The sequence below is a fragment of the Micrococcus sp. KRD070 genome, assembly GCF_017168435.1.
Lineage (GTDB): Bacteria > Actinomycetota > Actinomycetes > Actinomycetales > Micrococcaceae > Micrococcus > Micrococcus luteus.
The window spans coordinates 186,057-206,807 of sequence record NZ_JABFNH010000022.1; the positions used below are offsets into that span (position 1 = coordinate 186,057).

Below are 20,751 nucleotides of genomic sequence, written 5' to 3' on the forward strand. Positions count from 1 at the left end.
CCGTCGCGGTCAGCGGCTCGGGCGGGTGCGCCAGCACACCGGGTGCCAGTGCCGCCGGTCCGCTCCCGCGTCCTCGTCCCCCATGATCCAGTCGGCGCGCCAGGCCACGAGGTGCGCCTGGCCCTGCCGGATCACCCGGCCGCAGCCGGGGCACGTGTAGTCCTTCACCGCGCGCCACGCGGGGATCTGCCGGACGTGCCAGCCGCCGTCGGACCCGGACTGGCGCGAGTAGCCCGCGTCCAGGCCGAGGAGCTCCTCGAGCGGGTCGGACCGCCCCGGCGACGGCCGGGACCGCCGGGAGACGCCGGAGGCCCCGCGCTCGCTCCGCCGAGGCGCGGACGAGCGGCGGGGACGGTTCGAACGGGGCATGTCCCCATGCTGACACACGAGCGGGTGGGCACGGTCCGCCTAGGATGGACCGGTGCGACTCGTCATTGCCCGCTGCTCCGTGACCTATGAGGGCCGCCTGAACGCCCACCTGCCCACCGCCACCCGCCTGCTCATGGTGAAGGCGGACGGCTCGGTGCTGGTGCACTCCGACGGCGGTTCCTACAAGCCCCTCAACTGGATGTCGCCGCCCGCGACCCTGCACGTGGAGGAGCCCTCCCCCGACCAGGCCGACCAGGGGGTGACGCAGGTCTGGCGCGTGCAGGCCAAGAAGTCCGACGACCGACTCATCGTGCTCATCGAGGAGGTCCTGGCGGACGACTCCCACGAGCTCGGCGTGGACCCCGGCCTCGTCAAGGACGGCGTGGAGGCGGATCTGCAGCGTCTGCTGGCCGAGCAGATCAGCCTGCTCGGCGACGGCCACACCCTCGTGCGCCGCGAGTACATGACGGCGATCGGCCCCGTGGACATCCTGGCCCGCGACGCCGACGGCGGCACCGTGGCGGTCGAGCTCAAGCGCCGTGGGGACATCGACGGGGTCGAGCAGCTCACCCGCTACCTCGAGCTGATGAACCGGGACCCGCTCCTGGCGCCCGTGCGCGGCGTGTTCGCGGCCCAGCAGATCAAGCCCCAGGCCCGCACCCTCGCCGAGGACCGCGGCATCCGCTGCGTCACCCTCGACTACGACGCGATGCGCGGCGTGGACGACGCCGAGTCCCGCCTGTTCTGAGGCGCCGGGCGGGCTCAGCGGCGCCAGAAGGACGACGCCGCGGACGGCCCCGCCTCGCTCCAGGCGCGCAGGGCGCCGGCGTCGTCGGGGTCGACGACGACGCGCACCGGACGTGTGCCGGCGCTCAGCTCCAGGACGGCCCGGCCGGCCTCGTCCGCCGGGAGGCGGTCGATCTGCAGGCGGCTCCGGTCCGCGCTCCAGCGCTCTCGCGAGAGGCGCCAGCCCCCGGTGAGGCGCAGGCGGGACTCGTCGTACACGCCGATCACACGCTCACGCCCCGGGCCCTCCCGCTCCAGGACCGCAGGGAAGGCGGCCGTGACACGGGCGAGGGCCCGGCGCCGCATCACCAGGGCGAGTGCCGACAGCACGATGACTGCCACCACGGTCGCCGAGGCGATGAGCACCGGGCCCTCCACCGTCAGGTCCTGCCGCGCCGCGTCAGGCCGCCGCGGCGTCGCCCAGCCGGGCGGACGTCGCGGCGATCACGACACGGTCGTGGTCCACGGAGAAGAAGCCGCCGCGGGCCTGCGCGGTGACGGTGCCGCCGTCCGTGGTCCGCACCACGACCTCGCCGTCGCCGAGGACGGCGAGCATCGGGGTGTGGCCCGGGAGGATGCCGATCTCACCGTTGACGGTGCGCGCCGACACGGCCGACGCGGCGCCCGACCAGATGGACCGCTCCTCGGAGACGATCTCGACGTTGAGCTCAGCCATGATCGATCAGCCCTCGGCCTGGATCTTGGCCCACTCGCGCTCGACGTCGTCCAGGCCGCCCACGTTGTAGAAGGCCTGCTCCGCGACGTGGTCCAGGTCGCCGTCGGCGATGGCCTTGAAGCCCTCGACGGTGTCCTTGACCGGCACGGTGGAGCCCTCGACGCCGGTGAACTGCTTGGCGGTGTAGGTGTTCTGCGAGAGGAACTGCTCGATCTTGCGGGCGCGGCCCACGGTGATCTTGTCCTCCTCGGAGAGCTCGTCCACACCGAGGATCGCGATGATGTCCTGCAGCTCCTTGTTCTTCTGCAGGATCTGCTTCACGCGGATGGCCACGTCGTAGTGGTCCTGGCCCACGTACTGCGGGTCGAGGATGCGCGAGGTCGAGGCCAGCGGGTCCACGGCCGGGTACAGGCCACGGGACGCGAGGTCACGGGTCAGGTTGGTGGTCGCGTCCAGGTGCGCGAACACGTTGGCCGGGGCCGGGTCGGTGTAGTCGTCCGCGGGGACGTACACGGCCTGCATCGAGGTGATGGAGTGGCCGCGGGTCGAGGTGATGCGCTCCTGGAGCACACCCATCTCGTCCGCCAGGTTCGGCTGGTAGCCCACGGCGGAGGGCATGCGGCCCAGCAGCGTGGAGACCTCGGAACCGGCCTGCGAGAAGCGGAAGATGTTGTCGATGAACAGCAGCACGTCCTGGTTCTGCACATCGCGGAAGTACTCCGCCATGGTCAGCGCGGACAGGGCCACACGCAGACGCGTGCCCGGCGGCTCGTCCATCTGGCCGAACACGAGGGCGGTGTCCTTCAGGACGTCCGCCTCGTCCATCTCGACCCAGAGGTCGTTGCCCTCACGGGTGCGCTCGCCGACGCCGGCGAACACGGAGGTGCCGCCGAAGTTGCGGGCCACACGGGTGATCATCTCCTGGATGAGCACGGTCTTGCCCACGCCGGCGCCGCCGAACAGGCCGATCTTGCCGCCCTTGATGTAGGGGGTCAGCAGGTCGATGACCTTGATGCCGGTCTCCAGCATCTCGGTGGAGCCCTCGAGGGACGCGAAGTTCGGGGCCGGGCGGTGGATCGGCCAGCGGTCCTCGGCCTGCAGCTGCGAGGCGGGCATGTCCAGGGTCTCGCCGAGCACGTTGAAGATGTGGCCCTTCACGGCGTCGCCGACCGGCACCGAGATGGGGGCGCCGGTGTCCACGACGTCGGTGCCGCGCACCAGGCCGTCGGTGGACTGCAGGGAGATGGCGCGGACCATGTTGTCGCCGAGGTGCTGGGCGACCTCGAAGGTGACCGTGCGGCGCTGGCCGTTGAGGTCGATCTCGGTGGTCAGCGCGTTGTAGATCTCCGGCATCGCGTTGGCCGGGAACTCGGCGTCGATCACGGGGCCGATGACGCGGGACACGCGTCCGGTGGCACCGCCGGTGGGGGTCCCGGTGCCCTGGTCAGTGATGGTGGCAGTCATCTCTCTCACTTCTATCGTGTGTGGATGGCGAGTCTGGTGAGTCCCGAACGGGCTCAGGAGTTGTTGAGCGCGTCCGCGCCCGCGATGAGCTCGGTGAGCTCCTGGGTGATCTCGGCCTGACGGGCGTTGTTCATCAGGAGCGTGTAGTCCTTGATGAGGCTCGTGGCGTTGTCGCCCGCCGACTTCATGGCGCGCTGACGGTTGGCGAGCTCCGAGGCCGCCGACTGCAGCATCGCGTTGAAGATGCGCGACTCGATGTACTTGGGCAGCAGTGCGTCGAGGACCTCCTCCGCGTCCGGCTCGTACTCGTAGAGCGGCAGCACGTCCTCGGCGGTGGCGGCCTCCTCCTCGACGACCTCGAGGGGCAGCAGGCGCACCACGTGGGGGTTCTGCTTCACGAGCGAGACGAACTCGGTGAACACGACGTGGATCTCGTCCACGCCGCCGTCCGCCGTGTCCGTGAGGAACGCGTCCACGAGCACCTCGCCGATCTCGGCGGCGCGCTCGGCGACGGGGGCGTCCGTCTGACCGGTCCACAGCTTCTTGTAGCCGCGGCCGCGGAAGTCGAAGTACGTCTGCGCCTTGCGGCCGACGACGTACACGTCCACGTCCTTGCCCTCCTCGCCGAGGCGGGAGAGGAGCTGCTCGGCCTTGCGCAGCACGTTCGCGGAGTACGCGCCGGCGAGGCCGCGGTCCGAGGACATGATGAGCACGGCCGCCCGGGTCGGGTTCTCGGGCTCCGTGGTGAGGACATGATCGATATCGTGCTGGCTCGACACGGCCGAGACGGCGCGGGTGATCGCGTTCGCGTAGGGCAGCGACGCGCTGACGCGCTCACGTGCCTTGGTGATGCGAGACGTGGCGATCAGCTCCATCGCCTTGAAGATCTTCTTCATCGACGACGTCGACGCGATCTTCTGACGGTAGACCCGGATCTGGGCTCCCATGGTGGTCCTTTCCCTGGCGGGAGGGCGGTCCGGCGTCGTCCCCGTGGGGTCCGACGCCGGACCGCTCCCTCACCGACCGGCGGTCAGCGCTTCTGCTTGGTGATCTGCTCCTGCGCGACCTGGTCCTGCTCGATCGCGCGGTGCTCCTCGTGGCCGGCCTGCACGCCGCCGTCCTCGGAGGACTGGAAGCCCTTGGAGAACTCGGCGACGGCAGACTCGAGCGCGGACACGGTGCCGTCCTCGAGCTTGCCGGTGGAGGCGATGTCGGTCAGGACGGAGGTGTGGCGACGCAGGTGGTCGATGAACTCGCGCTCGAAGCGCAGCACGTCCTGCACCGGCACCTCGTCGAGGTGGCCCTTGGAGCCGGCCCAGATGGACACGACCTGCTCCTCGACCGGGTAGGGCGAGTACTGCGGCTGCTTGAGCAGCTCCATGAGGCGCTCACCGCGGGCGAGCTGGCGGCGGGTGGCCGGGTCCAGGTCCGAGGCGAACATGGAGAACGCCTGCTGGTCGCGGTACTGCGCCAGGTCCAGCTTCAGCGTGCCGGAGACCTTCTTCATGGCCTTGACCTGGGCGGCGCCGCCCACGCGGGACACCGAGATGCCCACGTCCACGGCGGGACGCTGGTTGGCGTTGAACAGGTCCGACTGCAGGAAGATCTGGCCGTCGGTGATGGAGATGACGTTGGTCGGGATGTAGGCCGAGACGTCGTTCGCCTTGGTCTCGATGATCGGCAGGCCGGTCATCGAGCCCGCGCCCATCTCGTCCGAGAGCTTGGCGCAGCGCTCGAGGAGCCGGGAGTGCAGGTAGAAGACGTCGCCCGGGTAGGCCTCGCGGCCCGGCGGGCGGCGCAGCAGCAGGGAGACGGCGCGGTAGGCCTCGGCCTGCTTCGACAGGTCGTCGAAGATGATCAGCACGTGCTTGCCGCCGTACATCCAGTGCTGGCCGATGGCCGAGCCGGCGTAGGGGGCGAGGTACTTGAAGCCGGCCGGGTCGGACGCCGGGGAGGCCACGATGGTGGTGTACTCCAGGGCGCCGTGCTCCTCCAGCGTCGCGCGGACGCCGGCGATGGTGGAGGCCTTCTGGCCCACGGCCACGTAGACGCAGCGGACCTGCTTCTCGACGTCGCCCGACTCCCAGTTGGCCTTCTGGTTGAGGATCGTGTCGACGGCGATCGCGGTCTTGCCGGTCTGGCGGTCACCGATGATCAGCTGACGCTGGCCACGGCCGATCGGGATCATGGCGTCGATGGCCTTCATGCCGGTCTGCAGCGGTTCGTGGACCGACTTGCGCTCGGTCACGGTCGGCGCCTGCAGCTCGAGGGCACGGCGGCCCTCGGCCTCGATCGGGCCCAGGTCGTCGATGGGCTGGCCCAGCGGGTCCACCACGCGGCCCAGGAAGGCGTCGCCCACCGGGACGGAGAGGATCTCGCCGGTGCGCTGCACCTCCATGCCCTCGCGGATCTCCTGGAACTCGCCGAGGACGACGACACCGATCTCGCGGGTGTCGAGGTTCTGGGCCAGGCCCTGGATGCCGTTCTCGAAGCGCAGCAGCTCGTTCGCCATGACGGAGGGCAGACCCTCCACACGAGCGATGCCGTCCGCCGCGGAGATGACACGGCCGACCTCGGTGCGATCGGTGCCCGACGGTTCGTACGATGCCGCGAAATCGTTCAAGGCATTGCGGACATCGTCAGCGTTGATGGTCAATTCGGCCATCTGCAGTCCCTGCTCTCTGTGCTTGGTGATCATCGACGTGACGATGATGCTTACGTTCGTGGGTGTTCCGGATACGGGCGGGAGCCGGCGTCAGCCGGCCATCCGCCGCTGGAGGTCGTGGAGACGCGAGGCCATGGACCCGTCGACGACGTCGTCGCCGACCTGGACGCGGATGCCGCCCACCACGTGGGGGTCCACCGTCACGTCCATGACGAGATCGCGGCCGAAGGCGCGGCGCAGGCCCAGGGCCAGCCGCTCCTGCTGCTCGGCCTCGAGCGGCCGGGCCACGGTCACCTCGGCGATCCACTGGCGCTGCCGCTCGGCGACGACGTCCGCGGCCTTGCGGACGGCGGCGGACGGCTTCAGGCCGCGCGGGGCCGAGACGGCGCGTTCGACCAGCAGTCGGCCGGCCGGGCTGGCCGACTCACCCAGGAGACGACCGGCCAGAGCGGCCCGTGCCTCGAGGGGTGCGTGCTGATCGGTGAGCGCCCGCTGCACCTCGTGCGAGTCCTCGACCGTGCGGTTGAAGGCCAGCAGCTCGCCCGAGAGGGCAGCCAGGCCCGCGTGTCCGCCGCGTGCGGCCTCCGCGGCGGCCGCGTGCGCGGCCACCGTCTCGAGGGCGTCCCCGAGATCGCGCTCCGCCGACCAGCGGCGGCCGGCCAGGTCCTTGAGGACCTGCAGTGCACCGGGGGTCACCCGGGCGCCGAACAGCGAGTCGACGAGGCCGTGACGGCGCTCGGTGGTCCAGGCGGGGTCGGTCAGGGCGCGGCGCAGGGCGCCGTGCTCGTCCACCACGTCCAGCGCGCCGAACAGCTCGCGTGCCAGGGCCACGCCGCCCTCGTCCAGCACCGGACCGACAGCCTCCAGGGAGGCGGCCAGGGAGTCCCTCGATGCGCCCGTCATCATTCGGCGACACCTGCGCTCTGGTGACGGTCCAGGTCAGCCAGGAAGCGGTCGACCACGCGCTGCGAGCGGGCGTCGTCCTCGAGGGACTCGCCCACGATCTTGCCGGCCAGGGTCGTGGCCAGCGAGCCGACCTCGGCCTTGAGCTGCGCGGCGGCCTGCTGACGCTCGGCGGCGATCTGCGCCTGCGCCTGCTCGGAGATGCGCGTCGCCTCGGCGGTCGCGCGCTCGCGCGCCTCGGCCACGATCTCGGCGGCCTCGGTGCGGGCATCCTCGCGGATGCGATTCGCCTCGGTGCGGGCGTCCGCCAGCTGCGACTCGTAGTCCGCCATCATCGCGTTCGCCTCGGCCTGGGCCTTCTCAGCCTTGGCCAGACCGCCCTCGATCGCCTCGACACGGTCCTGGTAGGACTTCTCGAGGGTCGGGACGATGAACTTGATGACGATGAACATGAGCAGGGCGAAGCCCACCACGACGACGAGGATCTCCCACGGGTTGGGGATCAGGGGGTTGGCCCCCTCAGCCGCCGCGAGGATCAGTCCGTTGCTGATCATGTTTCAACCATCCTTCGGTCAAGAGTCCTGTGGAGAGGGAGCACCGACGGTCACACCGTGCGGGCGCTCCGTGGACGCGGCGCGTCAGGCGCCGATGACGAAGGCGAAGACGAGGCCCAGGATGGCGAGGGCCTCGGCGAGCGCGAAGCCCAGGAGGGCGATCGGCTGCAGGATGCGCTGGGCCTCCGGCTGACGGGCGACGCCGTTGATGTAGGCGGCGAAGATCAGGCCCACGCCGATGGCGGAGCCGATGGCGGCGAGGCCGTAGCCGATCATGTTGAGCGAACCGTGCAGTTCCATGGTGTTCCTTTCACGAGGCCGAGGTGTCCGGCCGGGTTGTGGAGGGTCGGCCTCCCGGGTGGTCCTCCTGCGGAGGGCCGGGAAGACTGGTGGCGGGCTCTCCCGCCGTACCGCGGCCGCCTGGGTCGTGCCCGAGGCGGCCCCGGAAGATCAGTGGTCGTTCGCGTCGATCGCGCCCTGGATGTAGATCGCGGTCAGCAGCGTGAAGACGAAGGCCTGCAGGTACATGATCAGCAGCTCGAGGAAGTACAGGGCCACCGAGCCGAGGATGACCAGGATGCCGGTCCCCTGCAGGGCCAGGCTGCCGGTCTGCGTGATCAGGTAGGCGGCGCCGGCGCCGGCCAGCATCACGATCATGTGGCCGGAGAGCATGGTGGCCATCAGACGCAGGGAGTGGGTCAGCGGGCGCACGATGAAGTTGGAGATGATCTCCAGCGGCACGAGCAGCGGCAGGATCCAGCCGGGCACACCGGAGGGCACGACGGCCAGCTTCAGGTAGCGCACGCCGTGGCGCTTGATGCCGACGCCGATCCAGATCGCGTAGACGATGAGGGCCAGGCCGTAGGCGGCGCCCGCGTGGGAGAAGGTCGGCAGCTGCAGCACCGGGATGGCGCCGAACAGGTTGTTCAGCAGCACGAAGAAGAAGATGGAGAAGAGCAGCGGGACCCACTGCTTGAAGTTCTTCTCGCCCAGGATGTCCTTCGCGATGTCGTTCCGGACGAAGGAGTAGCCGGACTCGGCGAGCCACTGGGCCTTGCCGGGCACGAGCCGGGGACGGCGCATGGCCCACGCGAAGAAGGCGGTGATGAGCACCACGGAGAGCAGGACGAGCAGCATCTGCTTGCCGAAGCCGGTGCCGTACTCCGCACCCCAGGGGAAGATCTCCGGGAGGTGACCATCAGAGATGGTGGGGGGCACGAATGATGCGTTGGCCAGCACGAGGGTCAGCACGCGGTTCCTCTCCGAAGTGATGCAGTCGACGGGACCGCAGCCTCGTCCCCGGACCACAGGCGGGCGCCGCGACATTGCGGGGGTACCGGTGCGATGCGAGACACGGATGGCGGCAGATGGGCGCCGTCGAAGTGTTCGCCGCCAACGATACCAAACGGTGACCCGTGCTCCGTACCGCAGAAGGGACCCACGGCATGGCCCCCGGCTCGGTGTCTTCGCCCCTCGGGCGGGTCAGTCGGCGTAGATCCCGCGGCGGGTCCGGGCGAACACGAGGACCTCCGCGGCCTGCCAGACGAGGATCGTCACGAGGGCGGCGATCGCCGCCGCGTCCGCCCGGACCCAGCCGGGGCGGGGCAGGACCCCCAGCAGCACCGCGAACACCGCGATCTTGAGCACGAACAGCCCCACGCTGACCGGCAGCGCCGCCTCGCGCGCCCGGTCCCAGACGAGTGCCGTCGTCGCCCCGGTGAGCGCCGAGAGCGCAAGCACCGCGCCGCCGCCCAGCAGGGCGCTCCCGGCCGCCTCCCCGCCGGCGGAGAGCAGCCACGCGGCGCACGTGATCGCCAGGGCAGCCCCCGCCGCGGCCAGGGACCACCCGAGGATCCCCCACCAGCCACGGCGGTTCTCCCAGCGGCGCCGGCGTCGGCGGCCGCCCGCCCCGGTCACGCGTCCCCCCGCTCGTCCGGGTGGGCCGCGGCGTCGTTCCGGACCGCGCGACGGCGCTCCACGATCGGATGCAGGGTGAGGTAGCCGGCTCCGGCCAGGGCCACGGCGAGCACGGGCAGGACGATCATGTGGTCCACGAAGTTCAGGGACACAGCGCCCCATGCCACGAGGAACGCCCAGAGCCAGAGCAGCGCGACGGCCTGCGCCTGGGTGTAGCCGCCGTCCACGAGCTTGTGGTGCAGGTGCCCGCGGTCCGCCGAGAAGGGGCTGGTGCCCTTGGCCGTCCGTCGCAGCACGGCCAGGGCGAGGTCCGCGAGCGGCAGGGCGAGGACGGCGACGGGCAGCAGGATCGGCATGTAGGCGGGGACGTTGCGGAAGCGCATCCCGTCCAGGGCGTTCACGTCGGCGGTCACGGCGACCGCGGCCGCGGCCATCAGCAGGCCGATGAGCATGGCCCCCACCTCGCCCATGAAGATGCGGGCCGGGGCAAGGTTCCACGGCAGGAAGCCCACGCACGCGCCGACGAGCAGGGCCATGAGCAGGGTGGCGAGGTTGGCGTAGTCGAACTGGTTGATGGTCCGCGTCAGCAGATATGAGTAGACGAAGAAGGCCGAGCCGCCGATCAGCGCGACGCCCGCCGCCAGGCCGTCCAGACCGTCCACGAAGTTGATCGCGTTCATCGTCAGCACCACGGCGAACACCGTGAGGATGACCTGCGTGGTCTCGTTCCCCACCGGGATCCAGCCCACCGGCATCGCCTCGATGCGGATCCCGCCGAGGGCCACCGCGAGTCCGGCCAGCACCTGGCCGGCCATCTTCACCCACCAGCGCAGGTCCCACATGTCGTCGGCGATGCCCACGACGAGCACGACGGCGACGGCGACCAGGAGCCCGCGCATCGCGGCGTCGTCCGCGTAGATCCCCTGGAGGAACGGCACGATGCCCCCGACGGCGAATCCCACCAGCACGGCCGCGGCCATGGCCACGCCGCCCAGCTTCGGCACGGGGTGCCGGTGCACATCCCGCTGGCGCAGCGGGGTGAACACGCGCGCGCGCAGCCCCAGCCGGCGCATGAGGGGCGTCAGGGCCCCGCAGGCGACGGCCGTGACCATGACCAGGACGAGATACGCGCGCATGGGGGCCGGTCAGGCCTCCCGGTCGGCGGGGCGCGCCGCAGCGGTGTCCTCGGCGGCCGCGATCCGCTCGGCGGCGACCGGCGGCTCCTCGCCCTCGGCGAGCAGGTCCGGCACCACCGCGCGCAGTTCCTCCAGGGGCACGGAGCCCTGCCGGGCGACGCGGAACGGGGTGACGGTGCAGTCCACGATCGTCGAGGGATCCCGGCTCTCGCGGGGGCCGGCGTCGAGGTAGAGGGCCACGGACTCCCCCAGCATCGAGCGGGCGGCGTCGGCGGTGGTGGCGGCGTCCATGCCGGTGCGGTTCGCGCTGGAGACGGCCATGGGGCCGACGGCGTAGAGCAGTTCGCGGGCCACCGCGTCGTCGGGCACGCGCAGGGCGACGGTGCCGCGGGTCTCGCCGAGGTCCCAGGTCAGCGTGGGCTGGGACTTGAGGATGAGCGTGAGGGCGCCGGGCCAGAAGCGCTCGGCGAGGGCCTCGGCCTCCTCCGGCACGTCGTACGCGAGGCCGGCCATGACGCGGCGGTCCGCGATGAGCACGGGCGGCGGCATGGTGCGGCCACGGCCCTTGGCGGCCAGCAGCACGGCCACGGCCAGGGGGGAGAACGCGTCCGCTCCGATGCCGTAGACGGTGTCCGTCGGCAGGACCACGCAGCCGCGGTCCGCGAGGACCTCGCGGGCGCGGGCCACGGCATTCTCGAGGGCGGCCGGATCCGAGACGTCGATGAAGTCACTCACGTAGGTCATTCTTCCACCTCCGCGCCCGCCGCGGCTTCGCAGGACCGGCGCGCCGTCAGGAACCGGTCTCGTCCGGTGAGGTCCGGGTGCACGCGGACGCCCGTGAACCGGGGGTCCGCGCCGAGGGCGGCCAGGAGGGCCGGGCCCTGCGTCTCGTGGTGCTCCATGGCGAAGAGGCCGCCCGGGGCGAGCAGGTCCGCCGCCCGGTGCGCGATGGCCCGCGGGATCCGCAGCCCGGGCGCGTCCCCGCCGTAGAGCGCCCGCGCCGGGTCCAGTCGGGCCTCCGGTTGGACGGGCACCTCGGCCTCGGGCACGTAGGGCGGGTTGCTCACGACGACGTCCACGCGGCCCTCGAGGTCGGGGCATGCGACAAGGGCATCACCTTGTCGCAGGTCGACCCCGCGCGGGGCGAGGTTCCGCCGGGCCCAGTCGGCCGCCGTCGGGTCGAGCTCGACGGCGGTGACGGCGAGCGGGCGGCCCCGCGCCTCGCCCCACGCCGCGACGGCCGCGGCGATCGCACCGGAGCCGGTGCACAGGTCCACCACGACGCCCGCCGCGGGCCGCGCGGCCAGGTCGGCCACGACGGTCTCCACGAGCAGCTCGGTCTCCGGCCGCGGAACGAAGACGCCCGGGCCGACCGCCAGGTCGAGCCCGTGGAAGTGCGCGACACCGGTCAGGTGCTGGACGGGCTCGCGGGCGGCGCGGCGCCCGACGAGCGCCTCGAACGCCGCCGCCTGCGCGGGTTCGGCCACGGCCCCGGCGAACACCCGGGCCAGCAGCGCGCCGCGGTCGAGTCCGAGCACATGGGCCAGCAGCAGCTCGGCGTCCACGCGCGGCGAGTCGGCGCCCGCCGCGGTCAGGCGGGCGGCGGCGTCGCGCAGCAGCGCGGACCAGGCCGGTGCGCTCACGCGTCCCCGCCCAGCGCGGCGAGCCGCCGCTCCTCGTCGAGGGCGAGGCAGGAGGCGATCACGGCCTCGAGGTCGCCGTCGAGGACCGCGTCGAGGTTGTGCGCCTTGTAGCCGGTGCGGTGGTCCGCGATCCGGTTCTCCGGGAAGTTGTAGGTGCGGATGCGTTCCGAGCGGTCCATGGTGCGCACCTGCGCGGCGCGCGCCGCGGAGTCCTCGGCGTCCTGCTCCGCCCGCTGCCGCTCGAGCAGCCGCGACCGCAGCACGCGCAGCGCGGCCTCGCGGTTCTGGATCTGGGACTTCTCGTTCTGCATGGAGACGACGATCCCCGTGGGCAGGTGCGTCAGGCGCACCGCGGAGTCGGTCGTGTTGACGGACTGGCCGCCCGGCCCGGAGGAGCGGAAGACGTCCACCTTGAGGTCGTTCGGATCGAGGTGGACCTCGTCCGGGGCGTCCACCTCGGGCAGCACGAGCACGCCGGCGGCGGAGGTGTGGATGCGGCCCTGGGACTCGGTGACGGGCACGCGTTGCACGCGGTGCACGCCGCCCTCGAACTTGAGCCGGGCGTAGACGCCGTCGGCCGGGTCGGCCGCGCTCCCCCGCACCGCCACATGGACGTCCTTGTAGCCGCCCAGGTCGGAGTGCGTGGCGGAGAGGACCTCCGTCTTCCAGCCCCGGGACTCGGCGTAGCGCAGGTACATGCGCAGCAGGTCGCCGGCGAACAGGGCCGCCTCCTCGCCGCCCTCGCCGCCCTTGATCTCGAGGATCACGTCGCGCGCGTCGTCGGGGTCGCGCGGGATCAGCAGCCGGCGCAGCCGTTCGGCGGCCTCCGCCTCGGCCGCCTCCAGACCGGGCACCTCGGCCGCGAAGGCCGCCGCGTCGTCGTCGCCGGCCGCGGCCAGCTCCCGCGCGTCGGCCAGCTCCTCCGCCGCCGCCGACCAGGCGCGGTGGGCCGTCACCACGGCGCCGAGCTCGGCGAACCGCCGGTTCAGCCGCCGGGCGAGTGCCGGGTCCTGGTGCACCGCCGGGTCGGACAGGCGCGCCGTCAGCTCGCGATGCTCCGCCAGGAGCCGATCCACGGCCTCGCGCCGCTGGTCCGAATCGAACACGTGCGTGCCTCTCCTCCTCCGGCCTCAACGGGCCGGGCTGTCCGACGCGGACGGCCCCGCCCCGTCCGGCGGAGACGAGCTCCCCCGGGCGAGACGGGGCCGTGCGACGGGACGGTCAGTCGTCGCCCTTGGACCCCAGCGTGGTCTTGGAGACCAGCATGAGGAACTCGGCGTTGGACGCGGTGTCCTTGATCTTGTTGGTGAGCAGGTCGAGGGCCTGCTGCTGCTCGAGGCCGGAGAGCACCCGGCGCAGCTTCCACATGATCTTGACCTCCTCCTGCGAGAGCAGGGCCTCCTCGCGGCGGGTGCCGGACGCGTTGACGTCCACCGCCGGGAAGATGCGGCGCTCCGCGAGGTGGCGGGACAGGCGCAGCTCCATGTTGCCGGTGCCCTTGAACTCCTCGAAGATCACCTCGTCCATGCGCGAGCCGGTCTCGACCAGCGCTGTGGCCAGGATGGTCAGCGAGCCGCCGTTCTCGATGTTGCGGGCGGCGCCGAAGAACTTCTTCGGCGGGTACAGCGCCGAGGAGTCCACACCGCCGGAGAGGATGCGGCCCGAGGCCGGGGCGGCCAGGTTGTAGGCGCGGCCCAGGCGGGTCATGGAGTCGAGCAGCACGACGACGTCGCGGCCCATCTCCACGAGGCGCTTGGCGCGCTCGATGGCCAGCTCGGCGAGAGTGGTGTGGTCGTCCGCCGGGCGGTCGAACGTGGAGGCGATGACCTCGCCGTCCACCGACCGCTGCATGTCGGTGACCTCCTCGGGGCGCTCGTCGACGAGCACCATCATGAGGTGGACCTCGGGGTTGTTCGTCTTGATCGCGTTGGCGATCGACTGCAGGATCATCGTCTTGCCGGCCTTGGGCGGGGAGACGATGAGGCCACGCTGGCCCTTGCCGATGGGGCTGACCAGATCGATCACGCGGGGGCCGATCAGCTTGGGATCGGTCTCCAGGCGCAGGCGCTCCTGCGGGTACAGGGGCACGAGCTTGCCGAACTCCACGCGCTGCGGGTGCTCGACGGCGGGCTGACCGTTGACCGAGGAGATCTTCACCAGGGCGTTGAACTTCTGACGGTTGGAGCCGCCACCGTGGTGCTGCTGCTTCTCGCCGTCGCGCGGGGCGCGGATCGCGCCGACGACGGCGTCGCCCTTGCGCAGACCGTACTTCTTCACCATGGCCAGGGAGACGTAGACGTCGTTCGGGCCCGGCAGGTAGCCGGAGGTGCGGACAAACGCGTAGTTGTCCAGCACGTCGAGGATGCCGGCCACGGGCTGCAGGACGTCGTCCTCAGTCAGCTCGGTCTCGTCGACCTCGGGGCCGCCGCGGCCACGGCGGTTGCGGCCGCGCTCGTTGCGGTTGCGGCGGTTGCGACGGTTGCGGCCGCCCTCGTCGTCGCGGTCGTCGCGGCGGCTGCGGTCCCCGCGTCCGCCGTCGCCCCGGCCGCCGTCCTCGGACTTGTCGCCGCGCTGCTCGCGGGAGCCGTCGCGGCCGTTCTCACGGTCCCGATTGTTCTCGCGGCCGTTCTCGCGGTCGCGGCCGTTGTCGCGGTCCCGCCCGTTGCGGCCGTTGCGGCCGCGGCCGTTCTCGCGCCCGTTGTCATCACGGTCCTCCCGGTCGCCGCGGCGGTCCGCGTCGGCGCCGTCCTCGCCCTGGGCGCCGTCGGAGCGACGGTCCTGACCCTGCTGGGCGTCGTCGTCGCCGGCGCGGCGGCGGCCGCGGGAACGGCGCTCGGACTGCGGGCGGTCCTCGCCCTCGTCGCGGGTCTCGGACCCCCCGGACCGATCCTGGTCCGAGGCGGTCTCCCGGGGGCCCTGCTCGGTCTGGGCCTCGCGGGCCTCGGCCTGGGGCTGCCCGTCCTGGGCGACGGCGGCCGGAGCGGAGGTGTCGGCGTCGGCGCGGCGCGAGCGGCGGCGGGCCGGGCGCTCGGCGGCCGGGGCGGCGTCCTGAGAGGACGCGGCCGCCGGGACGGCCTCGGCGGCGGGGGCCGCGGGGGCCTGGGCCGCGCGCTCGGCGGCGTCGCGGTCCGCCACGGAGCCGCCGCGCTGGTGGTCGGAGATCGCGGTCACCAGGTCGGCCTTGCGCATGCGCGAGCCGCCGGCGATGCCGAGCTGGGAGGCCAGGGCCTGGAGCTGGGCGAGCTTGAGCGAGGCCAGGCCACCGCCGTTCGTCGGCGTGGTCTGTTCCGTGGATTCGGTCACGAAGGTTCCTTCTCCCTCGAATGCGGCCCGGCGGCGCGTGGCGCGTCGGGCTGCGGTGTGCATCCGGTCGGGCCGCGCAGCGGCGCCCCAGAAAACCGGGTTTCATGGTGTGAACTCAGCAGTGGCGCCTCCCCTGATCGTGCGCAGTCGCTGCGTGACGGGGCGGAGGCGTCCGGACTCGACCGAGCCGGAGCGGATCCCGCACGCCGGCCGTGCGCAGCACGGGATGGATCGCGGCGGGGTTCCGGCCGACGGCGCACGGTGCGTCCGGCCGTCACAGGCCCGGGCACCGGAGACCCGGGCCGCGCGAGGCGGTGGGGTCAGCCGTGGTGGAGTGATTCCACCCTAACACCGTCCACGGCCACGCACGGCACCAGCACGCGCCAGGCGGCCGCCCCGTCCGCCGTCAGAGCACGCGCCGCCTCCGTGGCGTGCTCGGCCGCCTGGACGCCGTCGCACAGCGCGAGCACCGTGGGACCCGCGCCGGAGACGACGGCGGCGTGGCCGCGCTCGCGCAGCCCCGCGACCAGTGCGGCGCTGGCCGGCATGGTCACGGCGCGCGGCTCCTGGTGCAGCCAGTCGCGCGTGGCGGCCGGCAGCAGCGCGGGGTCCTCCGCCAGCGCGTGGACGAGCAGCGCGGCACGGCCGGCCTGGGCCGCCGCCACGGCGTGGGGCACCTCGGCGGGCAGCACGCCCCGGGCGACGTGGGTGGACAGCTCGGTGTCCGGGATCGCGACCACCGGCACCACGCGCTCGTGCAGCCGCAGCCGCGCCGTGGCCGGGCCGGGGACGTCGTCACGGGTCCAGGAGACGGTGGCCCCGCCCACGAGCGCGGGGGCGACGTTGTCCGGGTGCCCCTCGAAGCGGGTGGCCGCCTCGAGCAGGTCCGCGGGCGCCCGGCGCAGCGCGGCCGGCAGCAGGGCCTCGGCCGCGGCGTAGGCCGCGACGACGGCGGCCGCGGACGAGCCGAGTCCGCGGGCGTGCGGGATCCGGTTCACGGCGCGCAGGTGCAGCCCCGGCGCGGTGAACCCGCGGTCCCGCAGGTGCTCGTGCGCCAGGCGCAGGATCAGGTGCGCGCCGTCCCGCGGCAGGGTGGCCGCGCCCTCCCCCTCGACCTCCGCGACGTCGGGGCCCGCCACGACCGTGAGCGTCACCTCGTCGCGCAGCTCCAGGGCCAGGCCCATCGAGTCGAAGCCGGGGCCGAGGTTGGCGGAGGTGGCGGGGACGGAGACGGACGCGGCGGTCCCGGGCGCCAGCGGCTGCGGTGCGGCCATGGCTCAGCTCAGGCCGAGGGCCTGGGCGACGGTGACCACGTCGAACGGCACCGAGCGCGGGGTCACGTCGGCGCCGTCGGCGCCGCGCAGGGCCCACTGCGGGTCCTTGAGGCCGTGGCCGGTGACGGTGATGACCCAGCTCTTGCCGGCCGGCACGTTCCCGGCGGCGTGGTGCTTGAGCAGCCCGGCGACGCCGGCGGCGGAGGCGGGCTCGACGAACACGCCCTCCTTCGCGGAGAGCCAGCGATGGGCCTCGAGGATCTCCTCGTCCGTGACGGAGTCGATCATCCCGCCGGACTCGTCGCGGGCGGCCTCGGCCTGCTCCCACGAGGCCGGGTTGCCGATCCGGATGGCGGTGGCGATCGTGTCCGGGTCGGTCACGGGGTGGCCCTGGACGATCGGGGCGGCGCCCGCGGCCTGGAAGCCCCACATCACGGGGGTCTTCGTGGCCACCGCGGGCAGCTCGGCGTCCGAGGCGCCCTCGTGCGGGTTCACGTAGGGGGCGGCGTACTCGCGGTAGCCCTTCCAGTACGCGGTGATGTTGCCCGCGTTGCCCACGGGCAGCAGGTGGTAGTCCGGGGCGTCGCCGAGGGTGTCCACGACCTCGAACGCGCCGGTCTTCTGCCCCTCGATGCGGGCCGGGTTGACGGAGTTCACGAGGAACACGGGGTAGTTCTCGGCCAGCTTGCGGGCCACCTCGAGGCAGTCGTCGAAGTTGCCCTGCACCTGGAGGATCTCCGCGCCGTGGGCCACGGCCTGGGACATCTTGCCCATCGAGATCTTCCCCTCGGGCACGAGCACGGCGCACGTGATCCCGGCCTGCGCGGCGTAGGCCGCCGCCGAGGCGGACGTGTTGCCGGTGGACGCGCAGACGACGGCCTTCGCGCCGTCAGCGACGGCGGCGGTGATCGCCATGGTCATGCCGCGGTCCTTGAAGGAGCCGGTCGGGTTCATGCCCTCGAACTTCACGTGCACGGTGCCCTGCACCAGCTCGGAGAGGTGGGGGGCGTGGATGAGCGGGGTGCCGCCCTCGCCGAGGGTGATCACGCGCGTGTCCTCGGTGACGGGCAGGCGGTCGGCGTACTCGCGGACGACGCCGCGCCACTGGTGGGCCATGGGTCAGTTCCCTTCGACTCGGAGGACGGACGCCACCTCGTGGACGACGTCCAGGGCGGCGAGCGCCCCGACGGTGGCGTCGAGGTCGCGCTGCCGCGCACGGTGGGTGATCAGCCGCAGGGACGCGCCGGGGGCGTCCTCGCGCTCAGATGGGACCTGACGCAACGTCTCGATGGAGACGCCGTGCTCCTCGAACACCCCGGCGACGCGGCGCAGCACACCGGGCTGGTCCGCCGCGCGCAGCACGACCATGAAGGAGGTGTGGGCCTCGGCCGGGTCCAGGGCGGGCAGGGCGGTGACGGGGGTGCGCAGGCGCGCCGGGCCGCCGCGCACGATGCGCTGGGCGATCGAGACGACGTCGCCCATCACCGCGGAGGCGGTGGGGGCGCCGCCGGCGCCGGGACCGTAGAACATGAGCTCGCCGGCGTTGTCGGCCTCCACGAAGACGGCGTTGAACGCCCCGCGCACGGAGGCCAGCGGGTGCTCCCGCGGCAGCAGGGTGGGGTGCACGCGCAGGACCGCGCCCTCGGCGCCGTCGGCGGCGCGGCCGCGCTCGGCGATCGCCAGCAGCTTGATGACGTAGCCCGCCTCCGCGGCGGCGGCGTTGTCCTCGGCCGTGATCGCGGTGATGCCCGCGACGGCCACCTGGTCCAGTGTGTACGGCGCCCCGAACGCGATGGTCGCCAGGATCGCGGCCTTCGCGGCGGCGTCGTGGCCCTCGACGTCGGCGGTCGGGTCGGCCTCGGCGTAGCCGAGCCGCTGGGCCTCGGCGAGGGCGTCGTCGAAGTCCGCCCCCTCGGAGTCCATCCGGTCGAGGATGAAGTTGGTGGTGCCGTTGGCGATGCCCATCACGCGGGTGACGCGGTCGCCGCCCAGGGAGTCGCGCAGCGGGCGCAGGATCGGGATGGCGCCGGCGACGGCGGCCTCGAAGCTGAGCTGCGCGCCGGTGGCGGCGGCCGCGGCGTACAGCTCCTCGCCGTGCTGGGCCAGCAGTGCCTTGTTGCCGGTCACCACGGACGTGCCGGCGGCCAGGGCGCGCAGGATCAGGGTGCGGGCCGGCTCGATGCCGCCCATCAGCTCGATGACGACGTCCGCGCCGTCCACGAGCGCCTCGGCGTCGGTCGTGTAGAGCGCCGGGTCCGCCTGCCAGTCGCGCGTCGCGCCCGTGTCCCGCACCGCGATGCCCGTGAGCTCGAGGTCGGCGCCCACGCGGTCCCGCAGGATGTCGGCGTCCTCGGTGAGGATCCGGGCGGTCTGGGACCCCACGGTCCCGCCGCCCAGCAGGGCGACCTTGAGTGCGGTGGGGGCGTCGGTGTGCTGGGGCATGGTCCTCCGTGATCCAGGGTGGGTCGGGCCCGCGCGACCGCGCGGCCCGGCTGGCCTCGAATCTAGCGCGGCGCCCCGGCCCGTCCCACCGCGCGACACTCGGTGTCCGCAGAGCGGGACGGACCCACCCGGGCCCGAGGCCGACGGCCGGGTGCGCCTCGCCCGCGTCCTCAGCGGGCGAGGCGCGGATCGGCCTCGCGGGCGAACAGGTCCTCCTGCGTCTCGCGGCGGATGATCACCCGCGCCTGCCCGCCGGAGACCGCGACGACGGCCGGGCGGGCCAGCGCGTTGTAGTTCGAGGACATCACGTGCGTGTACGCGCCCGTGGCCGGCACGGCCAGCAGGTCGCCGCGGCCCAGGTCGGCCGGCAGGTACACGTCGCGGACCAGGATGTCGCCGGACTCACAGTGCTTGCCCACCACACGGGAGAGCGCCGGCTCGGCCTCCGAGGTGCGGCGCGCGGAGACGGCGGTGTAGTCGGCGTCGTAGAGCACGGGACGCGGGTTGTCGGACATGCCGCCGTCCACGGCGACGTAGCGGCGGGCCGCGGTGCCGCCGTCGGGGGCGTCCGCGTCCACGGTCTTGGTCACCCCGACCGTGTAGAGGGTCAGCCCCGCGGGGCCCGAGATGGCCCGCCCCGGCTCGAGCGAGACCCGCGGGCACCTCAGGCCGAGGCGCTCGACGGTCTTCTGGACGTCGTCGGCGAGGGCGTCGGCGATCTCCGCGGCCGGGCGCGGCTCGTCCACGGCCGTGTAGGCGATGCCGTGGCCGCCGCCGAGGTCGAGCTCGGCCAGCTCCACCCCGTGCTCGGCCTTGATCTCGGCGAGGAACTCGAGCACGCGTCCGGCCGCCAGCCCGAAGCCCTCGGCCTCGAAGATCTGGGACCCGATGTGGCAGTGCACGCCCAGCAGGTCGATCGACTCGGCCGCCAGGGCCGCGGCCACGGCGACGGCGGCCGGCGAGCGGCCGGCCACGTTGCCGTCCCGGTCGGTGGACGCCGGGGCCAGGGAGAGCCCGAACTTCTGGTCCTCGTGCGCGGTGGCGATGAAGTCGTGGGTGTGCGCGTGCACGCCCGGGGTCAGCCGGAGCATCACGGGGGCGCGGCGGCCGGCCTCGGCCGCGAGCGCGGCCAGGTGGGTGAGCTCGTCGAGCGAGTCCACGATGATCCGGCCCACGCCCGCCTCGAGGGCGGTGCGCAGCTCGGCGTCCGACTTGTTGTTGCCGTGCAGGCCGATGTGGGCCGGGTCGACGCCGGCGGCCAGCGCGATCGCCAGCTCGCCGCCGGAGGCGGTGTCCACGCGCAGGCCCTCCTCGGCCGCCCAGCGGGCGGTGGAGAGGGTGAGCATGGACTTGCCGGCGTAGTAGACGTCCGCTCCCCCGCACAGGTCGGCGAACGCGGCGTCGAAGCCCTCGCGGAACGCGCGGGCGCGGGCGCGGAAGTCGTCCTCGTCCACCACGAGCAGCGGCGTGCCGAACTCCGCGGCGAGCGCGCTCGCGCGCAGGCCCTGGACGGTGAGCTCGCCGTCGGCCGCGCGGTCCACGCCGGCGGCCCACAGGCCGGGCACGAGCGCGTCCGGGTCCCCCGGCGCGGGGAGCCAGGCGGGGGCGAGCGGGGAGGC

At 73.1% G+C, this 20,751-nt stretch carries 21 protein-coding genes; 1 reads left to right on the forward strand and 20 read right to left on the reverse strand.

What is annotated here, in order from left to right; genetic code table 11:
• Nucleotides 1-9: 9 nt before the first annotated feature.
• Nucleotides 10-369 carry a hypothetical protein gene (locus J1M38_RS08525; RefSeq protein ID WP_036382177.1) on the reverse strand — a complete coding sequence of 120 codons (360 nt, stop codon included), beginning with the start codon at nt 367-369 and terminating at the stop codon, nt 10-12.
• Nucleotides 370-421: 52 nt separating this feature from the next.
• Here J1M38_RS08525 and nucS point away from each other — a divergent pair, with 52 nt between their 5' ends.
• Nucleotides 422-1,117, forward strand: a complete 696-nt coding sequence (gene nucS, locus J1M38_RS08530) for an endonuclease NucS (protein ID WP_002857250.1) — start codon at nt 422-424, stop codon at nt 1,115-1,117.
• Nucleotides 1,118-1,131: 14 nt separating this feature from the next.
• On the opposite strand, the gene J1M38_RS08535 is transcribed toward nucS, so the two are convergent.
• The 19 genes from J1M38_RS08535 to lysA all read right to left on the reverse strand — a co-directional run.
• On the reverse strand, nt 1,132-1,521 hold the full coding sequence (locus J1M38_RS08535; RefSeq protein WP_230259842.1) for a DUF2550 family protein: 390 nt from the start codon (nt 1,519-1,521) through the stop codon (nt 1,132-1,134).
• Between the two features lie 34 nt (nt 1,522-1,555).
• The gene (locus J1M38_RS08540) at nt 1,556-1,831 is read right to left on the reverse strand and encodes a F0F1 ATP synthase subunit epsilon (RefSeq protein ID WP_036313044.1); all 276 of its coding nucleotides are present in this window, start codon (nt 1,829-1,831) and stop codon (nt 1,556-1,558) included.
• A gap of 6 nt (nt 1,832-1,837) precedes the next feature.
• Nucleotides 1,838-3,295, reverse strand: coding sequence for a F0F1 ATP synthase subunit beta (gene atpD, locus J1M38_RS08545; protein ID WP_044659202.1), 1,458 nt, complete (start codon nt 3,293-3,295; stop codon nt 1,838-1,840).
• A gap of 53 nt (nt 3,296-3,348) precedes the next feature.
• The gene (locus tag J1M38_RS08550) at nt 3,349-4,242 is read right to left on the reverse strand and encodes a F0F1 ATP synthase subunit gamma (RefSeq protein ID WP_044659203.1); all 894 of its coding nucleotides are present in this window, start codon (nt 4,240-4,242) and stop codon (nt 3,349-3,351) included.
• A gap of 83 nt (nt 4,243-4,325) precedes the next feature.
• Nucleotides 4,326-5,960 carry a F0F1 ATP synthase subunit alpha gene (gene atpA, locus J1M38_RS08555; RefSeq protein ID WP_036334989.1) on the reverse strand — a complete coding sequence of 545 codons (1,635 nt, stop codon included), beginning with the start codon at nt 5,958-5,960 and terminating at the stop codon, nt 4,326-4,328.
• A gap of 90 nt (nt 5,961-6,050) precedes the next feature.
• A complete protein-coding gene (locus J1M38_RS08560) occupies nt 6,051-6,866 on the reverse strand; it encodes a F0F1 ATP synthase subunit delta (RefSeq protein WP_052833434.1) in 816 nt (271 codons plus the stop codon).
• Entirely contained in the window at nt 6,863-7,417 is a 555-nt protein-coding gene (locus J1M38_RS08565) for a F0F1 ATP synthase subunit B (RefSeq protein ID WP_044659204.1), read from the reverse strand. Before J1M38_RS08565 ends, J1M38_RS08560 begins: the two co-directional genes overlap by 4 nt.
• A gap of 84 nt (nt 7,418-7,501) precedes the next feature.
• Nucleotides 7,502-7,717 carry an ATP synthase subunit C gene (locus J1M38_RS08570; protein WP_002857264.1) on the reverse strand — a complete coding sequence of 72 codons (216 nt, stop codon included), beginning with the start codon at nt 7,715-7,717 and terminating at the stop codon, nt 7,502-7,504.
• Nucleotides 7,718-7,867: 150 nt separating this feature from the next.
• Entirely contained in the window at nt 7,868-8,668 is an 801-nt protein-coding gene (atpB, locus tag J1M38_RS08575; protein WP_036382182.1) for a F0F1 ATP synthase subunit A, read from the reverse strand.
• A gap of 231 nt (nt 8,669-8,899) precedes the next feature.
• The gene (locus tag J1M38_RS08580) at nt 8,900-9,334 is read right to left on the reverse strand and encodes a hypothetical protein (protein WP_036341344.1); all 435 of its coding nucleotides are present in this window, start codon (nt 9,332-9,334) and stop codon (nt 8,900-8,902) included.
• The gene (locus J1M38_RS08585) at nt 9,331-10,470 is read right to left on the reverse strand and encodes an MraY family glycosyltransferase (RefSeq protein ID WP_203552478.1); all 1,140 of its coding nucleotides are present in this window, start codon (nt 10,468-10,470) and stop codon (nt 9,331-9,333) included. The genes J1M38_RS08580 and J1M38_RS08585 overlap by 4 nt, the downstream gene beginning before the upstream one ends.
• Nucleotides 10,471-10,479: 9 nt before the next feature.
• Nucleotides 10,480-11,214, reverse strand: a complete 735-nt coding sequence (locus J1M38_RS08590; protein ID WP_044659206.1) for an L-threonylcarbamoyladenylate synthase — start codon at nt 11,212-11,214, stop codon at nt 10,480-10,482.
• Nucleotides 11,211-12,113 (reverse strand): peptide chain release factor N(5)-glutamine methyltransferase, encoded by a 903-nt coding sequence (prmC, locus tag J1M38_RS08595; RefSeq protein WP_044659207.1) that lies wholly within the window; start codon nt 12,111-12,113, stop codon nt 11,211-11,213. Before prmC ends, J1M38_RS08590 begins: the two co-directional genes overlap by 4 nt.
• Nucleotides 12,110-13,219 carry a peptide chain release factor 1 gene (gene prfA, locus J1M38_RS08600; RefSeq protein WP_044659208.1) on the reverse strand — a complete coding sequence of 370 codons (1,110 nt, stop codon included), beginning with the start codon at nt 13,217-13,219 and terminating at the stop codon, nt 12,110-12,112. Before prfA ends, prmC begins: the two co-directional genes overlap by 4 nt.
• A gap of 115 nt (nt 13,220-13,334) precedes the next feature.
• Entirely contained in the window at nt 13,335-15,416 is a 2,082-nt protein-coding gene (gene rho, locus J1M38_RS08605) for a transcription termination factor Rho (RefSeq protein WP_206481347.1), read from the reverse strand.
• Nucleotides 15,417-15,736: 320 nt separating this feature from the next.
• Nucleotides 15,737-16,690 carry a homoserine kinase gene (gene thrB / locus J1M38_RS08610; RefSeq protein WP_041103240.1) on the reverse strand — a complete coding sequence of 318 codons (954 nt, stop codon included), beginning with the start codon at nt 16,688-16,690 and terminating at the stop codon, nt 15,737-15,739.
• A 3-nt stretch (nt 16,691-16,693) separates the two neighbouring features.
• Complete coding sequence (gene thrC, locus J1M38_RS08615; RefSeq protein WP_036313078.1) at nt 16,694-17,806, reverse strand: threonine synthase; 1,113 nt, start codon at nt 17,804-17,806, stop codon at nt 16,694-16,696.
• A 3-nt stretch (nt 17,807-17,809) separates the two neighbouring features.
• Nucleotides 17,810-19,132, reverse strand: coding sequence for a homoserine dehydrogenase (locus J1M38_RS08620; protein WP_049147165.1), 1,323 nt, complete (start codon nt 19,130-19,132; stop codon nt 17,810-17,812).
• 170 nt (nt 19,133-19,302) lie between these two features.
• Nucleotides 19,303-20,751, reverse strand: a 1,449-nt coding sequence (gene lysA / locus J1M38_RS08625) for a diaminopimelate decarboxylase (RefSeq protein WP_206501224.1), incomplete at its 5' end; no start/stop codon positions are given.